The following is a 24,524-nucleotide window of genomic DNA, read 5'->3' on the forward strand; positions in this document are numbered from 1 at the left end:
TGAGTACTATCTCCCGTCGGAGATTTCCTCACTACTAATCTTAGTATGTTTAGTTGCTTAGTATTCTTTTAAGGGTTTTGACTGTCAATCACAATTGTGACAGGACCGTCATTTTCAAGTGCTACCTGCATATCAGCTCCAAAAACACCTGTCTCAACAGGAACACTTTTGCTTAATTCTTGGTTAAATCGCTCGTAGTAAGCCTTGGCTTTTTCTGGTTGTGCCGCTCTTGTAAAAGCAGGTCTATTCCCTTTTTTGGTATCTGCCAAAAGGGTAAACTGTGACACTGATAAGATGCTTCCTTTAATGTCTTTGACCGACAGATTCATCTTCCCTGTGTCGTCTGAGAAGATACGCAGATTAAGCACTTTTCGACAAAGATAAGCTATATCAGTCTCATCATCATGCTCAAAGACTCCCACTAAGACTAAAAGCCCTTGACCAATATGGCTAACCAGCTTGCCATCAATACTGACACTAGCTTTTGTGACACGTTGAATGACTAATTTCATCGCTTACATCTCCTATCCATTGGTACGCTTCACCGAATAAACATCAGGAATAATCTTGATTTTATCAACGACATAGTTGAGCTGAGACAAATTAGTAATGCCAAAACTAACATGGATATTAGCAAATTTCATATCTTTTGTTGGCTGTGCATTGACTGTAGAGACACTTTTAGTCGCATTACTTAGCGTTTGCAAGACATCATTTAACAGGCCACTGCGGTTCAAGCCATAAATATCAATCTCTGCCATATAGTCTTTGCCATCTTGATGAGCCTCATCCCACTCGACATCGACTAGACGTTGTTCATAACCCTCCTGACTTTGGAGATTATGGCAATCTGCACGGTGAATGGCAACACCACGTCCCTTAGTGATATAACCTTCAATCGCATCTCCTGGTACAGGATTACAACACTTAGCAATACGCATCAAAAGCCCTGATGCCCCTTGAATGATAACACCATTTTCACTGCGGACTTTAAGAGGCTCTTTTTTCTCTGTCTTCACCTCGCCGCCATTCATCAGTTCATCTGCTTCTGCTTTAGCCTTAGCACGCTCTTCTTCACGACGTTCCTTCTCCGTCAGACGGTTAAAGACAGCCACAGGACTCAAATCACCAAAACCAACAGCTGCATAGAGGGCTTCCTCGCTCTTAACACTCAGTCTTGGCAAGACCTGGTCGATATGCTTTTTATCCAAATACTTATTGGCAACATAGCCCTGCTCTTGAAAATAAGAAACGAGAAGGTCACGTCCTTTATTGACTGAAAATTCCTTATCTTGATTTTTAAAGAACTGACGAATCTTATTGCGAGCTTTGTTGGTTTTGACAATTTTTATCCAATCTCTGCTTGGTCCAAAAGAATTAGGATTGGTAATGATTTCAACAACGTCACCTGTCTTTAATTTGGCAGTCAAAGGTACCATACGCCCATTGACACGCGCTCCTGTCGCTTTTTCGCCTACTTGAGTATGAATCGCATAAGCAAAATCAATAGGTCCTGAATCTTTAGGCAATTCTTGAACAGCACCATTTGGCGTAAAGACATAGATGCGCTCGGTAAAGATATCTTCCTTGACAGAATCAACAAACTCCTTAGCGTCGCCATTAGAATCTGCTTGTAGCTCCACCAATTCCTTAATCCAATTCATACCCAGAGCTTGCTCTTGTGAATTGACTTTTCCCTTGACGCCCTTTTTGTAAGCCCAGTGTGCAGCGACACCGTATTCTGCGACCTCATGCATTTCCTTGGTCCTAATTTGAATTTCAATAGGTCCCTTTGGTCCGTAAACTGTCGTGTGGATAGACTGATACCCATTTGCCTTTGGTGCTGCGATATAGTCTTTAAAACGTCCTGGCATTGGACGCCACAACTCATGGATATAGCCCACCATGGCATAGACATCACTGGAGCTTTCCATAATACAACGAATCGCAATCAAATCATAAATCTGATCAAAGCGTTTTTTCTTGTCACGCATTTTGCGATAGATAGAGTAAATGTGCTTAGGACGCCCATAAACATCACCATAAAGACCTTGTTCTTGCGTATAATCTTTGATTTTGTTGACAATAGCATCTACTAAGGCTTCACGTTCACGACGCTTTTCACTCATCATGTGTGAAATTTTGTAAAATTCTACTTCATTAAGATAACGAAACGATAAGTCCTCAAGCTCCCATTTGATGCGGCTAATCCCCAGACGATGGGCTAAGGGCGCATAAATTTCCATCGTTTCCCTTGAAATCCGCTCTTGCTTATCTTTTCGTAAATGCTTTAGCGTTCGCATATTATGAAGACGATCTGCGAGCTTGACAAGAATGACGCGAATATCCTTAGACATAGCCATCAACATCTTTCGATGGTTTTCAGCTAGCTGTTCTTCATGTGATTTGTACTCAACCTTACCTAACTTTGTCACACCATCGACAATATCTCTAGCATCTTTTCCAAACGCTTCCTCTATATCATCCAAGGTTCTATCTGTATCCTCAACGACATCATGTAAAAAACCACAAGCAACACTCACGGCATCTAGCTGCAAATCCGCCAAAATACCAGCTACTTGAATCGGATGAATAATATAAGGTTCCCCTGATTTGCGCACTTGGGCAATGTGGGCCTGCGTTGCATAATCGAGTGCTTTTTTGACATAAGCTACATCACTGTCATTCATATAAGTCGCAGCCATTGCGACCACTTCATCACCTGTTAGATTTACATTTTTTGCCATAGACTTCCCCATCCAAATTTGTCATTATCCTTTATTGTACCATGTTTCAGATAAAAAGAAAAAGCCATAGTATTTCTTAGCTAAGCTACCCTTGACTTGAAAGGTTAGCTACAATTTGCTACACTGATAGCAAGGAGGGCTTATGCCGATTACTATTATTTATATCAGCCTTAGTGGTAATACTAAAAGTTTTGCTGAACGCTTGAGTCAGCATTTACAGCTTTGGTATCAAGAAGAAGTTCGTTTGGTCAATATCAAAGATCTCAACCATACAACATATCCTGTCTCAGAGCCTTTTGTTGCCATACTTCCCACCTACCTAGAAGGGGGCAATGGGCTTGATAATGGCGATGTCGAGATTCTCACCAACCCACTAGGAGACTTCATCGCCTCCCACGACAACTACAAGCACTGCTATGGAATCATAGGCTCTGGCAATCGTAATTTCAATCACCAATTTTGCCTTACTGCCAAGCAATACGCTAAGCGGTTTGGTTTTCCACTACTGGATACTTTTGAGCTACGTGGAACATCTAGCGATATCGAGCGAATTGCAGATATTATCACCAAAGCCCATAAAGCATTTTTACAAAGTTCTTAAAAGACGTTGGCAAGCCAACGTCTTATTTTATATCCAACTCTTTTTTAGCCAGTTCTATTTGCCAATTGACTTGCTCAAAGCTTGTACCACCTAGTGACAGACGTCTTTTGACAGCTGTGTAAGCGGATAACGTGTCATAAACATCAGCTTCAATCAAGGGAGACAGTGCTTGATAACGCTCTAAGCTGATATCTTGGAGGAAACAGCCTTTTTGGCTACACTCTAGCACGAGTTGTCCCACAATCTCATGAGCCCTACGAAAAGGAAGACCTTTGGCTGCCAAATAATCCGCTAATTCAGTCGCATTTGAAAAATCTTTTTCAACAGCACTTGCCATACGCTCCTTATGAACAACCATACTATCAAGCATCCCTGCTAAAATATCAATAGCTACTGTAATAGTCTCTGCTGTATCAAACATGCCTTCTTTATCCTCTTGTAAATCCTTATTATAGGCTAGAGGTAGGGATTTCATAACTGTTAAGAGACCAACTAAATTCCCATAAACACGCCCTGTCTTACCTCGAATCAGTTCTGCCATATCTGGATTTTTCTTTTGAGGCATGATGGAAGAGCCTGTCGAGAAAGTATCTGATAAGGTGACAAACTGATATTCATGGCTACACCAATTGATTAGCTCTTCGCACAAACGACTCATATGCATCATCAATATGCTAGCATTGGACAAAAACTCTAAGATAAAGTCACGGTCAGACACCGCATCGAGCGAATTGCGATAAGGCTCTCTAAACCCTAACAAATCAGACGTCAACTGACGGTCAATCGGAAAAGTCGTCCCTGCAAGAGCAGCTGCACCAAGCGCAGAGAGATCGGTATGCTCTTTATTAAACGTAAAACGCTCACTATCACGACTAAACATACTATAATATGCCATCAAATGATGCCCAAAAGAAATGGGTTGAGCATGCTGAAGATGAGTATAACCTGGCATAATCGTCTCACAATGCTCTGCTGCCAATCCTACTAAAACACGACGTAGGTGAAGCAGCTTCTCTCCCACCTCATCTAGCTTGCTACTAAGATAGAGATGCATATCTGTAGCGACTTGGTCATTACGAGAGCGAGCTGTGTGCAACTTACCAGCAACTTCTCCTATCTCTTGTGTCAAAAGCACCTCAATATTCATATGAATATCTTCGTTGGCCATCTCAAAGCTCAGCTCACCTGCCCTATAACGCTCTAACAACTGCTCTAATCCTGCCTCAATCTGACTAGCTTCTTCCTTAGAGATGATGCCTGTCTGAGCTAACATTGTCACATGAGCTATCGAGCCTTTTATGTCAAAAGCTGCCATTTTATAATCAAAGCCAATAGACGCCCCAAACGCTTCTACCCAGTCCTCAAGACTCGCTTCAAACCGTCCACCCCACAATTTATGATTTTCTGCCATGCTATCACCTACTTATCTGTCTCATCTAGTATGGGATTGACTTGAGCATTGACCTGAGTAGGCAGTCCCCAGAGCTTGATAAAGCCTACGGCTGCTGCTTGGTCAAAGCTATCTGCTGAGGTATAGGTTGCCAAATTTTCATCATAGAGAGAATTTGGCGATTGTCTAGCGACCACTTTGGCTGAACCTTTATAAAGCTTGACCTTAGCAACACCATTGACGACTTTTTGGGTTTCCTTGATATAAGCTATAATCGCTTTTGTCGCAGGGCTAAACCATAGCGCCTTATAAATCAAGTTAGCCAATTCATTTTCTAAAATAGGCTTAAAATGAGAAACTTCACGTGTCAAGGTGATATCCTCAATATCCTTATGAGCAGCTAGTAAGGTCACTGCTGCTGGGCATTCGTAAATCTCACGTGATTTTATTCCTACCAAGCGATTTTCCACATGGTCAATTCGACCAATACCGTGTTTACCTGCTAATTGATTTAGCGTCTCAATGATAGCAACCAAGCCCATCTCCGTATCATCAAGCGCCACAGGTACCCCTTCTTTAAACGTAATGGAGACATAATCTGCTGTATCTGGCGCTTTTTCAACTGCATTGGTAATCCCAAAAGCATCTTCTGGCGCCTCATTCCATGGGTTTTCTAAAATCCCACATTCATTAGCACGTCCCCAAAGATTTTGATCTACGGAGTAAGGATTATCCAAATCAGCTGGCACAGGAACGCCATTTTCCTTAGCATAAGCAATCTCTTCCTCACGAGACCATCTCCATTCACGCACTGGCGCAATTACTTTCAAGCTAGGATCAAGAGCCGCAATAGCCACTTCAAAACGGACTTGATCATTACCCTTACCTGTACAGCCATGAGCAATGGTCGTAGCTCCTGTTTGATGAGCTATCTCAACCAATTTTTTGGCAATAATAGGACGGCTAAGTGCCGATACCAAAGGGTATTTTTGCTCATACATAGCATGAGCTTGTAGGGCAGGTAATACATACTCATAAGCAAACTCGTCTTTAACGTCCAACACATAAGACTCTAGCGCTCCTACTTTTAGAGCCTTATCATGAATAAAATCAAGATCTTTACCCTCACCGACGTCCATACACACCGCAATCACATCATAGTCTTTAGCTAACCATGTAATAGCAACTGACGTATCAAGTCCTCCTGAATAAGCTAAAATGACTTTTTCTTTCATAGTCATACTCCCTTCCATTCCATATATGCGATTATTTAAATAGATATGCGCATAATTATACGACTTGTATCCTTTATTGTCAATGCTTTTTTGAAATAAAATACAAAAAAAGTATTTTATTCATCATTTTTGGTATAAATAAACAAAAACCATCTCACATCGAGATGGTTTTAAAAGACTATTGAGATAGTTGTTCTAGCATTTGTCCCAAATGTTGGATAGACTTATCTCTACCTAGAAGGTAGATGGTATTTGGTAACTCGGGACCGTGCATCTCACCTGAGACCGCAATACGAATCGGCATAAAGAGATTTTTGCCTTTGATTCCTGTTTCTTTTTGGACAGCTTTTATCTGTGGGAAGATATTTTCAGGTTTGAAGTCAGCATCGCTCATCGCTTCTAATTTTGCTTTAAAGGCAGTTAGAACAGTAGGAACTGTCTCTGCTGCCATAACGTCTTTTTCAGCATCTGTAAGGGCTGGAAAAGCTTCAAAGAAAAGGTCTGTCAAAGGAACAATCTCATCTACTGATTTCATCTGAGGTTGATAAAGAGCAACCATTTTTTCTGCCTTATCCGTGAGACGACCAGCTTGCTCTAAGAAAGGTTTTGCCAGCTCAAAAATTCTCGCTAAATCAGCATTTTTGATATAGTCATTACTCATCCAATCAAGCTTTTTCTGATCAAAGGCTGCTGGAGACTTGCTCAGGCGTTTTTCGTCAAAAAGCGCAATGAGCTCTTCTTGAGAGAAAATTTCTTCTTCGCCACCTGGATTCCAACCCAAAAGTGCAATAAAGTTAAAGACTGCTTCTGGAAGATACCCTTTCTTGCGGTAATCTTCGATAAATTGTAGGGTATTGGTATCACGTTTAGAGAGTTTTTTACCTGTCTCAGAGTTGATAATCAAAGTCATATGCCCAAAGACAGGGGCTTGCCAGCCCAAAGCCTCATAAACCATGAGTTGCTTAGGTGTGTTGGCGATATGATCATCTCCACGAATGACATGCGAAATCGCCATCTCATGATCATCTACAACCACGGCAAAGTTGTAGGTTGGATAACCATCACGTTTTTGGATAACCCAGTCACCACCGATATTGCCACCTTCAAAGCTAATCGGACCTTTGACCATATCATCCCAAGTATAAATACCCGCTTCATTAACAGCCAAACGAACCGTCGGAATAATCCCTGCTTCTTCTCGCTCTTTGATATAAGCCGCCTTTTCATCGTCTGTCATCCCAAGATATTCATTGATATAGCGAGGGGGCTCACCTGCAGCTTCTTGACGCTCACGCTCAAGTGCAAGCTCTTCTTCCGTCACGTAAGACTTGTAGGCTTTGCCTTCTTCAAGGAGCTGGTCGATATAGCCTTGATACAAGTCCAAGCGCTCTGACTGACGATAGTTGTCATGTGTTTCAGGGCTTTCATCCCAATCAATACCCAACCAACGCAGATTATCAAGCTGAGAACGCTCACCGTCTTCGACATGACGCTTGCGGTCTGTATCTTCGATACGAATGATGAAATCTCCACCGTAGTGGCGAGCATAAAGGTAGTTAAAGAGCGCTGTACGCGCATTTCCGATATGTAATAACCCTGTTGGGCTAGGTGCATAACGCACACGAATCTTATTAGCCAATGGCTGCCTCCTCTAATAGTAAATTCTTCAATCTTTTCTATTATAGCACTAAATGCTTGAAATGGGGAAGAAAGTTCATTTTCAACTAAAAAAGACTAGCTAACTAGTCTTTTCATAGATTAGGTCAAAACTTCTGTCATACAGCCTGTATCAACATCATAAATGGCTCCTGAGATGACAATATCATCTGGAATAAGTGGTGATTGGCGCAACAGCTCGACGTCTTGACGGACACTTTCTGTGATATCTGTAAAAGGCAAAAAATCATAATCTTTGACATCCACACCCAAATCACGCTTCAATTGCTCTTGAAAACTATCATTGCTAAAGGTCTGAGCCCCACAATCGGTATGGTGAATGACTATAATTTCACGAGTGCCCAACTGTTGTTGTGAAATCACAAGCGAGCGAATCATATCATCTGTCACACGACCACCAGCATTACGCAAAATATGAGCATCCCCCAAAGCAAGCCCTAATGCCTGTGCCACGTGCAACCTCGAATCCATACACGTCACAATAGCCACGCGGGTCTTTGGATTGATAGGTAGATGAGCTGTCCCATGCAAATCTACATATGCTTTATTGGTTTTTAAAAATTGTTCAAAATACGACATAAACTCTCCTTTAGCTTGCAAAGACTTGTGATAGTACTTCCTTGAGGGTGGATACGCCCACCACCTGTATCCCTTTTGGAATATCAATACCCGCTAAGGCATTCTTTGGAGCATAAATGGTCTTAAAGCCTAGCTTAGCGGCTTCGTTGATACGTTGTTCGATACGATTGACCCGTCTGATTTCGCCTGTAAGACCAATCTCACCGATAAAAGCATCTTGAGGATTGGTAGGCTGATCCTTGTAGCTTGAGGCAATCGCCACAGCTACTGCCAAATCAATCGCAGGTTCATCAAGCTTAACACCGCCAGCTGACTTGAGGTAAGCATCTTGATTTTGCAACAACAAGCCAGCACGCTTTTCTAAGACAGCCATGATAAGGCTCGCGCGATTAAAGTCTAACCCTGTGGTCGTACGCTTGGCATTGCCAAAAACACTAGGGGTCACTAAGGCCTGTACTTCCGCCAAAATAGGACGTGTCCCTTCCATTGTCACGACAATAGCTGAGCCTGTAGCCCCATCTAAACGCTCTTCTAAGAAGACTTGGCTAGGATTTAGCACTTCTACTAATCCACTTGATTGCATCTCAAAAATACCAATTTCATTGGTGGAGCCAAAACGATTCTTCACCGCACGCAATATCCTAAAGGTGTGGTGACGCTCCCCTTCAAAATAGAGTACAGTATCCACCATATGCTCCAGCATACGTGGGCCAGCCAACGTCCCTTCCTTAGTCACGTGTCCTACGATAAAGGTAGCGATGTTATTGGTCTTTGCGATCTGCATCAATTCTGCAGTCACTTCACGCACCTGACTAACAGACCCTTGAACACTAGACACTTCAGGACTCATGATAGTCTGAATAGAGTCAATCACCAAAAAATCAGGCTTGATTTTGTCAACCTCACTGCGAATGCTCTGCATATTGGTCTCAGCATACAGGTAAAATTCATTGTCAATATCGCCTAGACGCTCACTTCTTAGCTTAATCTGCTCAGCTGACTCCTCACCTGATACATAGAGCACAACGCCTTTATTAGCAAGCTGTGTAGAGACTTGTAAAAGCAAAGTAGACTTTCCGATACCTGGGTCCCCACCGATCAACACCAAGCTTCCTGGAACAACGCCGCCACCTAAGACACGGTTGAATTCCTCCATGTCCGTCTGACAGCGATTAACCTGACTTGAGGTCACTTGATTAAGCTTGATGGGACGTGCCTTTTCACCTGTGAGACTGACTCTGGCATTTTTGACTTCTTTAACCTCTACTTCTTCCACAAAAGACGTCCAAGCAGAACAATTAGGGCAACGTCCTAGATACTTAGGTGAGTGATAGCCACACTCCTGACAGATAAAGGTCGTTTTCTTCTTAGCCATAGCATCTCCTCCTATCTTTGTGCACTGCGACTGCTGACATCAAGGGGACAACTCAATGCCCAGTACTTCCAAAACCACCCGTACGCTTGCCTGTCGCTACATCCCCATCAGCTAGCAAATACGGCGCAAAAACCCCTTGCACAATGCGCTCGCCTACTTCTAAGCGTATCGTCTCTTGAGTGATATTTTGCATTTGCGCATAAATATGTCCTTCATTGTTAGGGTTGTCATAATAGTCCCCATCAATAACACCAACCGAGTTGATCAACACCAGACCTTTTTTCCTTGGATTTGATGACCTATCATATAGATAGAGCACCTCACCTGTCTGCATATAAGCCTTGACGCCTGTTGGTACAAGCACAATCTCTCCTGGCTTAATCTCAGTCACTTCTGCCACTTTCAAATCATAGCCCGCCGCATGAGCTGTCTCACGCTTTGGCAATAAAGACTCGTCTTGATAACGAGATACCAACTCAAAACCACGTATTTTCATAGCATTCCTCCAAATATTATCTCTCTATTATATCCAATCCGTAAATCATAAGCAACTGGGAGCTTTGGGCTAACTTGTGACAAGCTTCTTCTTTCTATGTTATAATGAGATAAAGATGACCATTATCTGACCTTATCATAGAAAGAGAGAGCCAATGACAAAACAAACTATTGCTGTGCTAGGACCAGGATCTTGGGGAACTGCTCTAGCGCAAGTCCTAAATGACAACGGTCACACCGTCCGTCTATGGGGAAATATCCCTGAACAAATCGACGAAATTAATACACATCACACCAATACACGCTACTTCAAAGATATCACACTATCTGAGGATATCATCGCTTATAGTGATCTCACAAAGGCACTTGATGGTGTCGATGCTGTGCTTTTTGTCGTACCAACCAAGGTGACACGCCTAGTTGCCAAACAAGTGGCTAAAGCGCTTGACCACAAGGCTATCATCATGCACGCCTCTAAAGGGCTAGAGCCTGAGACTCACGAGCGATTATCCACCATCCTAGAAGAGGAAATCCCTACTGATTTACGTAGTGAGATTGTTGTCGTCTCAGGGCCTAGTCATGCTGAGGAGACAATTGTCAGAGATATCACATTGATTACGGCTGCTTCTAAAGACCTTGAAGCCGCTAAATACGTCCAAAAACTCTTTAGCAACCACTATTTCCGCCTCTATACAAATACTGATGTTATCGGTGTTGAAACAGCTGGCGCTCTTAAAAATATCATCGCCGTAGGAGCTGGCGCTCTTCATGGTCTTGGTTATGGTGATAATGCCAAAGCCGCTATCATTACACGCGGTCTAGCTGAGATTACACGCTTAGGGGTCAAATTAGGGGCTGATCCACTAACTTACAGTGGCTTATCTGGAGTTGGAGATTTGATTGTCACAGGGACATCTGTCCATTCCCGCAATTGGAGAGCAGGAGATGCTCTTGGGCGTGGGGAAAAACTTGAGGATATCGAAAAAAATATGGGGATGGTTATCGAAGGTATCTCGACAACCAAAGTCGCCTATGAATTAGCTCAAGACCTTGACGTCTATATGCCGATCACGACTGCCATCTATCGTGGCATCTACGAAGGCACTGATATTCGTGAAAGCATCCTCAATATGATGAACAATGAATTCCGTGCGGAAAACGAATGGCGATAAGCCCTACCTATTTCCGCCAAGATATGGTAAAATAATTAAAGAATACGATTACATAGAAAGGTTTATTATGAATAACGTTAAAAAAGCGGTTATTCCCGCAGCAGGTCTTGGTACACGCTTTTTACCTGCCACCAAGGCACTCGCTAAAGAAATGCTTCCTATCGTAGATAAACCAACGATTCAATTCATCGTCGAAGAAGCCCTCAAATCAGGCATCGAAGATATCCTCGTAGTGACTGGAAAATCCAAGCGCTCCATCGAAGATCATTTTGACTCTAACTTTGAGTTAGAATACAATCTCAAGGAAAAAAATAAGCATGAGCTCTTAAAATTGGTCGATGAAACAACTGGTATCCGTCTGCACTTTATCCGCCAGAGCCATCCACTGGGCTTAGGAGATGCTGTTTTACAAGCCAAAGCTTTCGTTGGAAATGAACCTTTTGTCGTGATGCTCGGAGATGACCTTATGGACATCACAGACCCAACGGCAAAACCACTGACAAAGCAACTTATCGACGATTACGAAAAGACACACGCATCAACTATTGCTGTCATGGAAGTCCCTCACGAAGACGTCTCTTCTTATGGTGTCATCGCGCCACAAGGCAAGGGAGACCACGGACTCTATAGCGTAGAAACCTTTGTTGAAAAGCCTGCGCCTGAAGACGCTCCTAGCAACCTTGCCATCATTGGGCGTTATCTCTTGACGCCTGAGATTTTTGATATTTTAGAGACGCAACAACCAGGCTCAGGTAATGAAATCCAGCTCACTGACGCTATTGATACGCTCAATAAAACACAGCGTGTCTTTGCACGTCAATTCACTGGTAACCGCTATGATGTTGGAGATAAGTTTGGCTTTTTAAAGACCACTATTGACTACGCTCTTCAGCATGAGCAAGTCAAAGATGAGATGACAGATTATCTCATTGCACTTGGTCACACGCTAGAAAAAAAAGCTAACGCTAATAAAGACTAAAAAGACTTGGAAAACCAAGTCTTTTTGACTAGACAAGTGCCAACAACAAAAGTCCTAACCCAATTACAATATAAGCAACTAAAGCCATCAAACGTATCTTTTTCTCAAAAAGTGCTCCTTCAGCTAAACTAGGAAGATAAACTGCTATCAAGCCTCCGCCTAAAAGACCACCCAGATGCCCCGCTAAACTCACTCCAGGCGTCACAAGATTCATGAGTAAATTCAATCCAATCAAGAGTTGGTAAGACCGCCCCAACTGTTTAAGATAGGGATTCTGACCATAGTATGCTAAAACGATAATAGCTGCAAACAAGCCAAAAATAGCTGTTGAAGCTCCTGCTGCTATGACATTAGGTGTAAAGACGAGCGTTATCACATTTCCCATGATACCTGAGAGCATATATAAGAGTAAAAAACGCGCTGAGCCCCAAATAGACTCTGCCATCTGCCCTAGAAAATACAAGGTTAGTGCATTTAAGAGAAAGTGCTCCCAGCCAAAATGCACAAATATAGCACTCACCAAACGCCATATCTGAGCTGGATAAACTTTGATGAGATCTCCATACATAGCTCCAAATTGAAGCCCAACCAAGCCTGAATGACTGGATGTAGGGTATAAGACTTGCATCATTAGAAAAATAAGGGTTGTAAGCCCCAACAAACCCATCGTGACAGGGTAATCTCTAAATAGTGCTTTCATCGGTAAAAAATGTCCTCCACAGGTATGTCATGTCTTTCTTCTTCAAAATCAACTAGCTGAAACTGATAAGCGGTACTTATCGTATTCCCCTTAAACGTTTCTAAATAGCGATCATAATAACCGCCCCCATAGCCTATCCGAAATCCTGCCTGATTAAACAATAGTCCTGGAACATGAATCAGATCAATTTGACTTTTAGCAACAGCTAAGCCACGAGCAGGTTCCCATAAGCCAAAAGAGGTCCTAATCAGCTCATCAGGATGATAAGGGCAAAAGATCATCTCACCCTTAGGATAAGTCTTTGGAATCAAGACACGCTTACCATCGGCTAAGGCTTGAGCAATCAGCTCTTTAGTATCATATTCATGACTAAATGAGAGATAAGTGGCTATGACCTGACTATCTTGATAGCTAGGACTAGCCAATACAGCCGCCAACAAACGCTTATCTGCCTCTTCTTTTAAAGAAGGGGCTTGTTTTTGTAATTTGGCTAACATATTAGCTCTTAATTGTCTTTTATCCATGCTTCTATCATATCAAAAAAAAGTTATTTATGCTTTTCTTAAGGTTTTTAAGAATTCTTTAAGAATTCTTCCCTATAATATACCTATCCTAATAAAGCGGTTGTACAACCGTTTGGAGAATACTCTCTCCTAAATTATTTTCCTTTTTCATAATCCTAGCTTTTGTCAAATCGTTAGGATAAATCTCCTAAAAAGGCGCCCCTCCCAAGGCGCCTTTTCCTTTTGCTTTACTTAGCCAACCTTAGACCTTAAAAAGCGACTAATGGCCTCCACACCAAAGCTAAGAGCCTCTTCATTAGGAGTCATCTTCGGATGATGAAGGGCATACGGACTATCAATACCTAGCCAAAACATCACGCCAGGAACTTTATGAAGAAGATAGCCAAAATCCTCGCCTGTCATCGCTGGTAAGCACTCCTTGAGTTGGACATCTTCTAGCTCCTCAAAAAAGCTCATCAGCTCTCTAGCCAGTTCAGGATTGTTCTCAACAGGTAAATACCCTCCCTGCTTCAAGCTAATGACAACTTCCATCCCAAAAGAAGCAGCAACACCTTCTGCAATACATTTGACTCGCTCTTTTATCAGCTCTCCCATCTCTTTACTCAAACTTCGTATCGTGCCATGGAGCTTCGCCTCACCTGCAATAATATTATTGGTTGTGCCTGCATGTAAACTCCCAAAAGTCACCACTCCCCCTTCGATAGGGTCAACATTTCGACTAACAACACTCTGTACCTGTGTCACAAAGTAGGCTGCCGCTACTAAGGCATCATTTGCTTCATGCGGAAAAGCAGCATGACCTCCCTTACCTTTAAAGGTAATCAGAACCTCACAGGTCCCTGCAAATAGCGTAGCTGTATTGGTAGCAATGGTCCCTACCTCAAAATCAGGTCGGACATGTAAGCCATAAAAGACATCTGGCAACCAGTCACCAAAAGCACCATCTTCATACATTAGCATCCCGCCTGCTTCATTTTCCTCTGCAGGTTGAAATAAAAATAGAAGATTTTCCTTAGGTTGTTGCTCAACTAGCTTGTCTAACAAGCCCAGCGCAATCGTCATATGCATATCATGCCCACAAGCATGCATACGCCCTTGATGTAAGCTAGCAAACGCAAGCCCCGTCTCTTCTTCTATCGGAAGACCATCAATATCTGTACGCCAGCCAATCGTCTGTGTTGGGTTATACCCTTCTACCAAAACCAAAACACCTGTCTGCCAAGTCCTCTGCTTAATAAACGATTTGCCATGACAGATAGCTGCTATTTTATCTAAAATATAAGCTTGTGTCTTAAACTCTTCTAGCCCAATCTCTGGAATCTGATGAAGGTCTCGTCTTGTCGCTATTAAATCTAATGTCATTGTCACTACCTCTAGTCTAAAAGACTGGTTGCCCAGTCTCCTTGATATTTATAGTTGTCTCAGTGCTTCTTCAAGCGCTGTTTTTTGTTGGGTTTGTTGGTCGATTTCTTTGATGATACGCGCAGGAACACCTGCAACCACGACATTTTCAGGAACATCCTGAGTCACAATAGCACCAGCAGCTACGACCGAACCATCTCCTACCTGCACACCTTCAATCACAACGGCGTTAGCACCGACAAGGACATTATCACCGATACGTACAGGATGAGCAGAAGCAGGTTCAATCACTCCAGCAAGCACAGCACCTGCACCTATATGACTATTTTTGCCGACTATGGCACGACCTCCTAAGATAGCCCCCATATCAATCATCGTCCCAGAGCCAATCTCAGCACCAATATTGATAACAGCACCCATCATCACTACAGCATTATCCTCGATAGTCACTTGGTCTCGAATAATAGCACCAGGCTCAATACGGGCATTGAGATGACGCTTGTCCAAAAGAGGAACCGCTGAATTTCGCCCATCTTGCTCAACGACATAGTCTTTATTTTCGACCAAATCGTCAACTAATGGCTCAATATCTGCCCAGTCCCCAAATAAAACATTGCCTAACTTTGTCACTGTCTCAGGAATCTCTCCCTTTAGTTGACCCTCAAAAGTCACTTTAACATTGGTTTTCTTTTTAGCATTTCCAATAAAAGCAATAATCTCTTGTGCCGACATTTTTTGTGCTGTCATAATCATCCCCCATATCTTATTTGTTACTATTATAACAGAATTTTCTGATTTTTCTAGTCTAGAGTGAGTTTTAAACTTAAAAAATAGAAAAACTCCCTAAGGAGTTTTTTAATCTTATAGACGAGCGTTCAATTCTGCGCCTAGTTCTTCAAATCCTGGTTTGCCAAGAAGGGCAAACATATTGCGTTTGTAGGCTTCTACACCTGGTTGGTCAAATGGATTGACAGCATTGAGGTAGCCTGACATCGCAATCGCTAACTCAAAGAAGTAAATTGTGTACCCAAGTGTGAACTCATCTTGTTCTGGAATTGTGACAAACATATTTGGAACGCCACCATCAGTGTGAGCTAAAAGCACACCGTCAGTTGCCTTTTTATTAACAAAGTCAACATCTTTGTCTTGAAGATAACCAAGCCCATCAAGGTCTTCTGCCAATTCTGGAATGATGATATTCTTACGTGGCTTATCCACACGAATCACTGTTTCAAAAAGATTACGTGTGCCTTCTTGGATAAATTGACCCAGAGAGTGAAGGTCTGTTGAGAAGTTAGCTGATGTTGGGTAGATCCCTTTTTGGTCTTTACCTTCAGACTCACCCGCCAATTGTTTCCACCATTCTGCAAAATATTGTAGTGATGGCTCATAGTTGGCAAAAATCTCAGTCGTATAACCTTTACGATAAAGAGCATTACGCACAGCTGCATATTGGTAAGCCATATTGTCAGAAAGTTTGTCTGTTGACAAGTCCTTACGAGCAGCGTTAGCGCCTGCCATCAATTGATTGAGGTCAGCTCCAGAAGCAGCGATTGGTAAGAGTCCAACGGCTGTCAATACTGAAAAACGCCCACCAACATTGTCTGGAACGACAAAGGTTTCCCAACCATTCGCATCTGCTTCAACCTTGACAGCTCCTTTTTCACGGTCAGTAGTAGCATAGATACGCTTGTTAGCTTCTTCTTGACCATATTTTTTAACCAAGAGCTCTTTAAAGACACGAAAAGCAATAGCTGGTTCTGTTGTTGTTCCTGATTTTGAGATGACATTAACTGAAAATTCCTTATCAGACACGTAATCAATCAAGTCTGCAAGGTAAGTTGATGAGATAGAATTTCCAGCATAAAGAATTTGTGGTGCTTTGCGCTCATCTGCTGTTTGAAGGTTAGCAAAATGATGATTTAAAAAGTCAATAGCGGCTTTAGCTCCAAGGTATGAGCCACCGATACCGATAACCACCAAAACGTCGCTGTCTGATTTAATTTTTTCAGCAGCTTTTAAGATACGCGCAAATTCTTCTTTGTCATAGTTTTCTGGAAGGTCAAGCCATCCCAAAAAGTCTGAGCCAGGTCCAGTCCCTTGACGGAGCATCTCATCAGCGAGGCTCACTTGTGGTTGAAAATAATCCACTTCATGTTGTGAAAGGAAAGTATCCAACACTTTTGAATAGTCAAATGAAATATGTGACATAATGTTCTCCTTATATAAATCAATCTATCTTTATTATGATACTCTTTTTCAGGGCTTTTTTCAATGGTTTTACGGCAATTTCCCCAACAAATTAAAGCGTTACCAATATTACAAAGACTAATGAATGGACTTGATAATCTCAATCCTAGTAATAACGCCTTGTCTCACATTATCCACACGAAGCACCACGTCAGGAAAGTAAACACTAGCTCCGATAGAGACTGTCTTGTCATCGGCTTTTAAATGCCTTGCCACAAAATCACGTAGCAACTCACCTTCTTCATAACCTCTAAGATTGACGCGTGCGATGACATTTGCAATTTTTACCTTTTGACTACCTCTAACGATGATATTGGTCGAATCATCAAAGTCCGCAAAGAGATACTTACGTGTCGCAAATAGCGCAGCTATTGCCAAAACACCTAGTAGCATATCTAGGGTCGAACCATGTGAGACGACAATCTGGCGAGCTGCTGCAAATAAAAGGACTTCAATAATAGTGCCTGAGGTATGCTTACTAAGCATCTTGATCAACTCGACACCGATCGCGATACTCATCGCTTGATTGATAAAATCTTGCAAATAACTCTCAATGCTAGAGCTCCCTGCATAGATATCCGTAGCATCAATAACTAAGCGACTTGTCAGCAAAATCAAGACCAAAACTAATATAATAGAAATTAAAATCTCCACATAAAAGGATAATTCGTATAAGGTTGTCTGTAAAAACTTTCGCATCTCATCTCCTTTAGAAAGCGTTTTTATTTATTATACCTCATTTTATACAGTTTTTCTAGAGAAATAGGAGAGAAAAGATTTTAGACACAAAAAAAAGAGCACACGCTCTACACTCGCTTAGGGCTGCTGGATTCCTCCCCTGACCCACTTCACGCAAGACCGTTGCTCCATTTATTATTATACCATAAAGACAAACTAGCTGCAAGCTAATCTTTGTGAAATTTTTGGTGCGACTCTCTTTTCTGCTTGAAAAACTGGCGCATAATAGCCCTGCACTCTTCTTCTAAGACACCTGTCTCGACTGCCACACGGTGATTGAGACGTTCGTCACTTAAAATATCATAAAGACTTCCTGCCGCACCAAATTTAGCGTTTTTAGCACCGTAGATGACACGAGGAATACGAGCTAGACCAATTGCGCCACTACACATGACACAGGGCTCTATCGTGACAAATAAAGTGCAGTCTAACAATCGCCAATTGCCAACCTTATGATTAGCCTCAGTGATAGCCATCATTTCCGCATGTAAAATCGCCTCTTGCAGCTCTTCACGCGCATTGTGCCCTCGACCAATGATATCACCATCTTTGACGATAACACAACCAATCGGAATCTCATCTTTATTAAGGGATTTTTCGGCCTCACTTAGCGCCTCACGCATAAAGTAGGCTTTGTCACTTTCTGATAAATAACTCATCAGAGCTGTCCCAAATCCCATGATACATGAGGACTTGCCAAATCCACTGGGACACCTTTACTATACTGCTGAGCTTGCTGTCTTAACACTTCCAAGTGATTGTCAGATGGTATATCAGCTGCTGGAAACTGTGGTAAATGTGTCAGCACTAGACGCTTAACCTTAGCCTTTGCTGCAATCTCCCCAGCTTCTTTAGAGGTCAAATGAGCAGGATGCTTTTCATGACCTTCAAATAAATACACATCAGCTAATAACAAATCAGCTCCCTTACTAAAGCTAGCTAAGTCAGCAAAATACCCCGTATCTCCTGTAAAGACAAGCACTTGTGATGTCTCACGCTCTACGATACGCATCGCATAGCAGACCACAGGATGTACAGTCTTGATAAAGGTAATGTCAAATGGTCCAATCTGCTCTGTCCCTTCCGTGTGGTAAGGAATCCCCTTTGCCACGCCATCTAGACTTAATTTTGAAAATTCGTACATCTCTTCATCATGCCCATAGACAGGCAAGACTTTGGGTTCCCACAAATGTTTAGGATAGAGCTGGCGATAATGATAAAGGACACCTAAATCAGCGATATGATCTGGATGATAATGGCTGATAATCACAGCATCCAAATCAAGTGGACTAAGCTCTTTTTCCAATTCATTGACCGCACGACTCCCAACATCAATCAATAACTGAAAACCCGATGTCGCACTTAGGAGATAACTCGTTGTTCCTGCATCTTTATAGGGATAGCCTCCCCAACAACCAATTGTGATTAATTTCATAAGCACACCTTCTTTGTTTTTCTTGCTTTCAATTATATCAAAATTTGCCCTATCTTTGATAAATGAAGCTATAAAAAGGTAGCTAGTGCTACCTCTTTTTTAAAAATTACGATGAGATGTTTTATAACCATAACGCTCGATAAAGTCTTCACGAAACTCTAATAAATTGTCCTCTAAAATCGCTTGGCGGACATCTTTCATGAGATTGACAAGGAAGTAAAGGTTGTGGTAGCTAGTCAAACGAAGCCCAAATGTCTCATCTGCCTTAATCAAATGACGAATGTACGCTCTCGTATAATGCGTACAAGTGTAGCAATCACAATTCGGATCAAGAGGGGTAAAATCTTCGGCATACTGAGCATTTTTGACAACTAAGCGACCTTGACTTGTCATACAAGTACCGTTTCTCGCGATACGTGTCGGCAGTACACAGTCAAACATATCCACACCTCGAATGACGCCATCAATCAGACTATCTGGAGCCCCAACACCCATCAAATAACGCGGTTTATGACTAGGTAGTAGCGGTACTGTAAAATCTAAGACAGCATTCATCTCCTCATGAGACTCCCCAACAGCTAAACCACCAATAGAGTAGCCCGCAAAATCCATAGACACCAAATCGTGTGCAGACTGGCGACGTAAATCCTCAAAACCAGCCCCTTGTACAATACCAAATAAGCCTTGGTCATGCGGACGACGATGCGCTTTTAGACCACGCTCTGCCCATCTACTAGTCCTCTCAATTGACTTTTTCACATAGTCATATGGCTGATAAAATTGGGGGCACTCATCAAAGCTCATCATAATATCTGGTCCAAGATTATTTTGAATGGATATAGCCTTTTCAGGCGATAAAAACATCTTTGAACCATTGAGATGGTTTTTAAAAGTAACACCTTCTTCCGTAATATTACGATTTTCCGCTAGAGAATACACCTGAAACCCACCACTATCTGTCAAGATAGCTTGGTCCCAGTTCATAAAGCGATGCAGCCCTCCTGCACGCGCAATTAACTCATCACCAGGGCGTAACCAAAGGTGATAAGTATTAGCCAAAATAATACCTGAGCCCATCTCCTTGAGTTCTTCAGGAGACTGAGTCTTTACTGTTGCTTGTGTCCCTACAGGCATAAACATCGGGGTCGGAAAGGTCCCGTGAGGTGTGATAATCTCACCAAGACGTGCTCCTGTATGCTTTTCTTGCTTAATCAAACGATAGGTAATTGGATAATCTGTCATCTTCATCTTCCTTTGCCATTCAAACTCAGCTCTTTTCGTGCTGTCAACTTATAGATTGTACCAAAAAAACAGGTGTTTGTCATGATGAGCTACTAATATGATATAATAAAATAACAAGTATTATCATTAAATGACCCTATAACTAGAAAGAAGCCTTTATGCCTACTATCTCACAGATTAAACAACAAGCTAAACAGCACCTCATCAACATCAAGGGCAAATACGCCCTCTATGCCATCGCTATCATTCTTCTTTTGACTAATCTACTGCTCAATGTAGCTGAAAATGTTGGCTTATTGCTGTCACTTCTAACAACTTTCTTACTACTCTTTTTTACCTTGTCAGCTAATCTGATAATGCTAACAGCCATTCGCAAAGGACACAAAGAAGTTCACTTTTCTCAAAATCAACTCGCTTTTTCCTACCCCTATTTTCGACCTTTGATACGTCTTTTCCTCTTAGAATTTGCTATTTTGACTGGCTTGTCTCTGATAAGCTTTATAGGAGGGGAGCTGATTGGTCTGTCTAGCTATCTTTTGACTATCGATAGCCACAGCTACTATCCTCTAATGATTGGCATCTTAGGTGTCATAATCACCCTCCTTAGTCTCCTAGCTCTTATCTCTTTTTATTATGGCTATCGTATGGCGACCTATATTACTTTTGATGCGCTACACCAAAACGCTAACGCTGACAACGGCAGTATTGCCAGTCTCAAGCAAAGCTTACAGATGATGAAAGGGCATAAATGGCAACTCTTTCTCCTAGATCTTAGCTTTATCGGCTGGTATGTCCTTACATTAGTCACTTTTGGGCTAATGCTTATCCCACTTATTCCTTACAAAAGTGTCAGTGAGATTGTCTTTTACCAGTCTCTCATCAAAACTAAAAAGAAGGCATAACAGCACTGCCTTACTCTAATACATGATATCACCACATAGCAAAAAGATGGGCTTTTACCCATCTTTTTTTAATCAACTACTACACTACCTGTCACAAACATGGTAAACGTCGCCTTGGCTAGCAACTCTTTAGCCATACTGTGGACACTCACTTCAACCACCTTCGTCGTGCGTCCCTCATGAAGACAACGCCCACTGATACACAAACGCTCTCCTAGATGACCTGCCTTAAGATAATTGATAGCAGCACTCATCGTCACCGCATGGTAACCCAACGATAAAACAGCTAGACTTCCCACTTGGTCACACAAGGTAAACAGATAACCCCCATGTGCATTTCCGTAATGATTTAGCGAAGAGGGCACTACCTCTGTCTCTAGCTCCACATATCCTTTGTCATAATGCTTGAGGCTATAATTCTCAAAAACACTAATCTTATCAATCAACAGCTCCTCCATAATAGCTCCTCTCTAGTTGCTAGGCACAAAAATACTGTGGAAAACCACAGTATTTTTCCTTTATTTGACAACAATATTGACCAGTTTATTTGGCACAGCAATAACCTTGACAATCGTTTTACCTGCAATCTCATCCTTGATTTTAGCATGAGATAAAGCTACTTCTTCCAAAGCTTCACGTGACAAGTCTTTGGCTACCATAAGCTTAGCACGCACCTTACCTTTGATTTGCACGACGATTTCAATCTCATCTTCAACCAATTTACTCTCGTCATAGCTTGGCCAAGGTACATAAGAAATACTCTCACCAGTATTGGTCAACTCTTGCCAGAGTTCTTCAGCTAAGTGAGGTGCAAAAGGCGCTAATAGTTGAACAAATCCTTTAGCATACTCCAGATAAAGCACGTCTTCTTTATTGGCGCTATTGACAAAGACCATCAATTGTGCAATAGCAGTGTTAAACTTCAACGCTTCAATCTGTTCAGTGACTGATTTGACTGTCTCATGATAGACCTTATCTAAGTGCCCATTATTGTCTGTACTGATTTCTTTTGAAGTGATAAGGCGATAAACACGGTCAAGAAACTTACGTGCTCCTTCAAGCCCTTCTTCTGACCAAGCGATAGAGGCATCTAAAGGTCCCATAAACATCTCATACACGCGCAGTGTGTCTGCACCGTATTGCTCGACAACATCATCAGGATTGACAACATTTTTTAGTGACTTGGACATCTTGGCTGGCGCCTGCTCTAGTGTCTCACCTGTCTCGATATGGACAAAAGCACCATCACGCTTTTCAACCTTATCACTGGCAACTAAAGCCCCTCGACTATCACGATAGCTTGTCCCTAAAATCATCCCTTGGTTAAAGAGTTTTTGGAAGGGTTCTTTGGTAGGTACAACACCGATATCATAGAGGAATTTATGCCAAAAACGAGCATATAACAAATGTAATACCGCATGCTCTGCACCACCGATATAAATATCGACAGGTAACCATGCCTTAAGAAGCTCTTGATCTGCTATCTGCTTGGTATTATGAGGATCGATATAGCGTAGGAAATACCAACTTGAACCCGCCCATTGTGGCATCGTATTAGTCTCACGACGTCCTTTGACACCATCATCACGGACAACCTCTAACCATTCTGTTAGATTGGCAAGCGGTGACTCTCCTGTACCTGATGGCTTAATATCCTTCGTGACTGGTAGCACTAAAGGCAACTCTTCTTCTGATAGAGCGGTTGACGTCCCATCTTCCCAATGAATAATCGGAATAGGCTCACCCCAATAACGTTGACGACTAAAGAGCCAGTCGCGCAAACGATAGTTGACCTGCTTTTTCCCAAAGCCTTTTTCTTCGATAAAGGCAATCATTTTGGTGATAGCCTCTTCCTTATTCAAACCATCTAAGAAGTCTGAATTGATATGAGGGCCATCCTCACTATAAGCTTCCCTAGTAATATCCCCACCATCAATAACAGGAATAATAGGAAGCCCAAAAGTAGTCGCAAACTCCCAGTCACGTTGGTCATGAGCAGGTACCGCCATAATAGCCCCTGTCCCATAGCTTGCTAATACATAATCTGAAATCCAGATTGGGATTTCCTTACCATTGACAGGATTGATGGCATAAGCTCCTGTAAAGACCCCTGTCTTATCCTTAGCGAGATCTGTTCGTGCTAGGTCAGATTTGAGGCTAGCTTGGTGTTTATAAGCTTCTACGGAGGCTTTCTGCTCTGGGCTTGTAATCACATCAACTAACTCATGCTCTGGTGCCATAACTGCATAAGTCGCCCCAAAAAGGGTGTCTGGACGTGTGGTAAAGACGGTAAAGCTCTCGTTGCTACCTGCAACGTTAAAGGTCACATGAGCTCCCACGGACTTCCCTATCCAGTTACGTTGCATATCCTTGATAGATTCAGGCCAATCAAGCTCTTCTAAATCCTCTAAGAGACGCTCTGCATAAGCTGTAATTTTTAGCATCCACTGACGCATTGGCTTTCTGACAACAGGATAGCCACCACGCTCACTCGTCCCATCTGGAAGCACTTCTTCATTGGCAATAGCTGTTCCCAACTCTTCAACCCAGTTAACAGGAACTTCTGCTTCATAGGCTAAGCCTTTTTCGTATAATTTAGTGAAAATCCACTGTGTCCATTTGTAGTAATTAGGGTCAGTGGTATTGATTTCTCTATCCCAATCATAAGAAAAACCAAGGCTATTGATCTGACGCTTAAAATTAGCAATATTTTCAGCCGTAAAGTCTGCAGGGTCATTTCCCGTATCCATAGCATACTGCTCAGCAGGAAGCCCAAAAGCATCCCATCCCATTGGATGAAGGACGTTGTAGCCTTGCGCTCGCTTGTAACGACTCAAAATATCTGTCGCTGTATACCCTTCAGGATGCCCTACATGAAGCCCCGCTCCAGACGGATAAGGAAACATATCAAGAGCATAAAAATTAGGTTTTGACTGATCATCTCCTGTTTTAAAGGTATGATGATTTGCCCAAAATGTCTGCCATTTTTTCTCAATAGCTTTGTGATTATAGTAAACCATAGCACTCTCCAAATAGTATAGTCGCTTTATATTATACCATGTTTTAGGAAAAATAGGAGAAGAAGTCCATTTTTCTTCCTTAAAAGACTAGCTCCAAATAA

At 42.1% G+C, this 24,524-nt stretch carries 23 protein-coding genes and 1 other RNA gene; 4 read left to right on the top strand and 20 right to left on the bottom strand.

All coding sequences use genetic code 11. The annotated features are described in order from the left end of the window. Positions 1-68: 68 nt before the first annotated feature. Both dtd and ACLN19_RS05270 read right to left on the bottom strand, forming a co-directional pair. A complete protein-coding gene (gene dtd / locus ACLN19_RS05265; protein WP_413384034.1) occupies positions 69-512 on the bottom strand; it encodes a D-aminoacyl-tRNA deacylase in 444 nt (147 codons plus the stop codon). A gap of 12 nt (positions 513-524) precedes the next feature. Then, positions 525-2,747 (bottom strand): RelA/SpoT family protein, encoded by a 2,223-nt coding sequence (locus tag ACLN19_RS05270; protein WP_413384036.1) that lies wholly within the window; start codon positions 2,745-2,747, stop codon positions 525-527. 142 nt (positions 2,748-2,889) lie between these two features. Between ACLN19_RS05270 and nrdI the strand changes: the two genes are divergently transcribed. Then, the gene (gene nrdI, locus ACLN19_RS05275; protein WP_413384038.1) at positions 2,890-3,348 is read left to right on the top strand and encodes a class Ib ribonucleoside-diphosphate reductase assembly flavoprotein NrdI; all 459 of its coding nucleotides are present in this window, start codon (positions 2,890-2,892) and stop codon (positions 3,346-3,348) included. A gap of 22 nt (positions 3,349-3,370) precedes the next feature. Here the strand turns inward: nrdI and argH are convergent, their stop codons facing one another. The 6 genes from argH to ACLN19_RS05305 form a co-directional block, all read right to left on the bottom strand. Further along, complete coding sequence (gene argH, locus ACLN19_RS05280) at positions 3,371-4,759, bottom strand: argininosuccinate lyase (protein ID WP_413384040.1); 1,389 nt, start codon at positions 4,757-4,759, stop codon at positions 3,371-3,373. Positions 4,760-4,767: 8 nt separating this feature from the next. Beyond that, positions 4,768-5,973, bottom strand: coding sequence for an argininosuccinate synthase (locus tag ACLN19_RS05285; protein WP_413384042.1), 1,206 nt, complete (start codon positions 5,971-5,973; stop codon positions 4,768-4,770). Positions 5,974-6,151: 178 nt separating this feature from the next. Continuing rightward, positions 6,152-7,612: a glutamate--tRNA ligase gene (gene gltX, locus ACLN19_RS05290; protein ID WP_413384044.1), complete on the bottom strand. Its 1,461-nt coding sequence runs from the start codon at positions 7,610-7,612 to the stop codon at positions 6,152-6,154. A gap of 119 nt (positions 7,613-7,731) precedes the next feature. After that, positions 7,732-8,229 (bottom strand): beta-class carbonic anhydrase, encoded by a 498-nt coding sequence (locus ACLN19_RS05295; RefSeq protein WP_413384046.1) that lies wholly within the window; start codon positions 8,227-8,229, stop codon positions 7,732-7,734. A gap of 10 nt (positions 8,230-8,239) precedes the next feature. Next, positions 8,240-9,604 (bottom strand): DNA repair protein RadA, encoded by a 1,365-nt coding sequence (gene radA, locus ACLN19_RS05300; RefSeq protein WP_413384048.1) that lies wholly within the window; start codon positions 9,602-9,604, stop codon positions 8,240-8,242. Between the two features lie 52 nt (positions 9,605-9,656). Beyond that, entirely contained in the window at positions 9,657-10,100 is a 444-nt protein-coding gene (locus ACLN19_RS05305; RefSeq protein ID WP_413384050.1) for a dUTP diphosphatase, read from the bottom strand. Between the two features lie 154 nt (positions 10,101-10,254). On the opposite strand from ACLN19_RS05305, the gene ACLN19_RS05310 reads away from it, so the two are divergent. Both ACLN19_RS05310 and galU read left to right on the top strand, forming a co-directional pair. Beyond that, a complete protein-coding gene (locus ACLN19_RS05310) occupies positions 10,255-11,271 on the top strand; it encodes an NAD(P)H-dependent glycerol-3-phosphate dehydrogenase (protein ID WP_413384052.1) in 1,017 nt (338 codons plus the stop codon). Positions 11,272-11,338: 67 nt separating this feature from the next. Then, positions 11,339-12,250, top strand: coding sequence for a UTP--glucose-1-phosphate uridylyltransferase GalU (gene galU / locus ACLN19_RS05315; RefSeq protein ID WP_413384054.1), 912 nt, complete (start codon positions 11,339-11,341; stop codon positions 12,248-12,250). 28 nt (positions 12,251-12,278) lie between these two features. Here galU and ACLN19_RS05320 read toward each other — a convergent pair whose 3' ends face one another. The 10 genes from ACLN19_RS05320 to tgt form a co-directional block, all read right to left on the bottom strand. Further along, complete coding sequence (locus ACLN19_RS05320; protein WP_413384056.1) at positions 12,279-12,950, bottom strand: rhomboid family intramembrane serine protease; 672 nt, start codon at positions 12,948-12,950, stop codon at positions 12,279-12,281. Beyond that, positions 12,947-13,474 carry a 5-formyltetrahydrofolate cyclo-ligase gene (locus ACLN19_RS05325; protein ID WP_413384058.1) on the bottom strand — a complete coding sequence of 176 codons (528 nt, stop codon included), beginning with the start codon at positions 13,472-13,474 and terminating at the stop codon, positions 12,947-12,949. Before ACLN19_RS05325 ends, ACLN19_RS05320 begins: the two co-directional genes overlap by 4 nt. 231 nt (positions 13,475-13,705) lie before the next feature. Beyond that, the gene (locus ACLN19_RS05330) at positions 13,706-14,836 is read right to left on the bottom strand and encodes an N-acetyldiaminopimelate deacetylase (protein WP_413384060.1); all 1,131 of its coding nucleotides are present in this window, start codon (positions 14,834-14,836) and stop codon (positions 13,706-13,708) included. Between the two features lie 48 nt (positions 14,837-14,884). Continuing rightward, positions 14,885-15,583 (bottom strand): 2,3,4,5-tetrahydropyridine-2,6-dicarboxylate N-acetyltransferase, encoded by a 699-nt coding sequence (gene dapD, locus ACLN19_RS05335; protein ID WP_413384062.1) that lies wholly within the window; start codon positions 15,581-15,583, stop codon positions 14,885-14,887. Between the two features lie 114 nt (positions 15,584-15,697). After that, positions 15,698-17,047: a glucose-6-phosphate isomerase gene (locus tag ACLN19_RS05340; protein WP_413384064.1), complete on the bottom strand. Its 1,350-nt coding sequence runs from the start codon at positions 17,045-17,047 to the stop codon at positions 15,698-15,700. Positions 17,048-17,164: 117 nt separating this feature from the next. Further along, positions 17,165-17,785, bottom strand: coding sequence for a hypothetical protein (locus tag ACLN19_RS05345; protein ID WP_413384066.1), 621 nt, complete (start codon positions 17,783-17,785; stop codon positions 17,165-17,167). Positions 17,786-17,865: 80 nt separating this feature from the next. Further along, positions 17,866-17,964: signal recognition particle sRNA small type (ffs, locus tag ACLN19_RS05350), an RNA gene on the bottom strand. 27 nt (positions 17,965-17,991) lie between these two features. Next, on the bottom strand, positions 17,992-18,483 hold the full coding sequence (gene tadA, locus ACLN19_RS05355; RefSeq protein ID WP_413384068.1) for a tRNA adenosine(34) deaminase TadA: 492 nt from the start codon (positions 18,481-18,483) through the stop codon (positions 17,992-17,994). Beyond that, positions 18,483-19,259, bottom strand: coding sequence for an MBL fold metallo-hydrolase (locus ACLN19_RS05360; protein ID WP_413384070.1), 777 nt, complete (start codon positions 19,257-19,259; stop codon positions 18,483-18,485). The genes tadA and ACLN19_RS05360 overlap by 1 nt, the downstream gene beginning before the upstream one ends. Positions 19,260-19,358: 99 nt before the next feature. After that, entirely contained in the window at positions 19,359-20,501 is a 1,143-nt protein-coding gene (tgt, locus tag ACLN19_RS05365) for a tRNA guanosine(34) transglycosylase Tgt (RefSeq protein WP_413384072.1), read from the bottom strand. A 158-nt stretch (positions 20,502-20,659) separates the two neighbouring features. Here tgt and ACLN19_RS05370 point away from each other — a divergent pair, with 158 nt between their 5' ends. Continuing rightward, entirely contained in the window at positions 20,660-21,403 is a 744-nt protein-coding gene (locus tag ACLN19_RS05370) for a DUF975 family protein (protein WP_413384074.1), read from the top strand. A gap of 68 nt (positions 21,404-21,471) precedes the next feature. Here the strand turns inward: ACLN19_RS05370 and ACLN19_RS05375 are convergent, their stop codons facing one another. Beyond that, complete coding sequence (locus tag ACLN19_RS05375; RefSeq protein ID WP_413384076.1) at positions 21,472-21,861, bottom strand: PaaI family thioesterase; 390 nt, start codon at positions 21,859-21,861, stop codon at positions 21,472-21,474. 60 nt (positions 21,862-21,921) lie between these two features. Beyond that, on the bottom strand, positions 21,922-24,423 hold the full coding sequence (gene leuS / locus ACLN19_RS05380) for a leucine--tRNA ligase (protein WP_413384079.1): 2,502 nt from the start codon (positions 24,421-24,423) through the stop codon (positions 21,922-21,924). Between the last annotated feature and the right edge of the window lie 101 nt (positions 24,424-24,524).

The sequence above is a fragment of the Streptococcus lishijunsis genome (genome assembly GCF_047290665.1).
In the GTDB taxonomy this organism is placed as follows: domain Bacteria; phylum Bacillota; class Bacilli; order Lactobacillales; family Streptococcaceae; genus Streptococcus.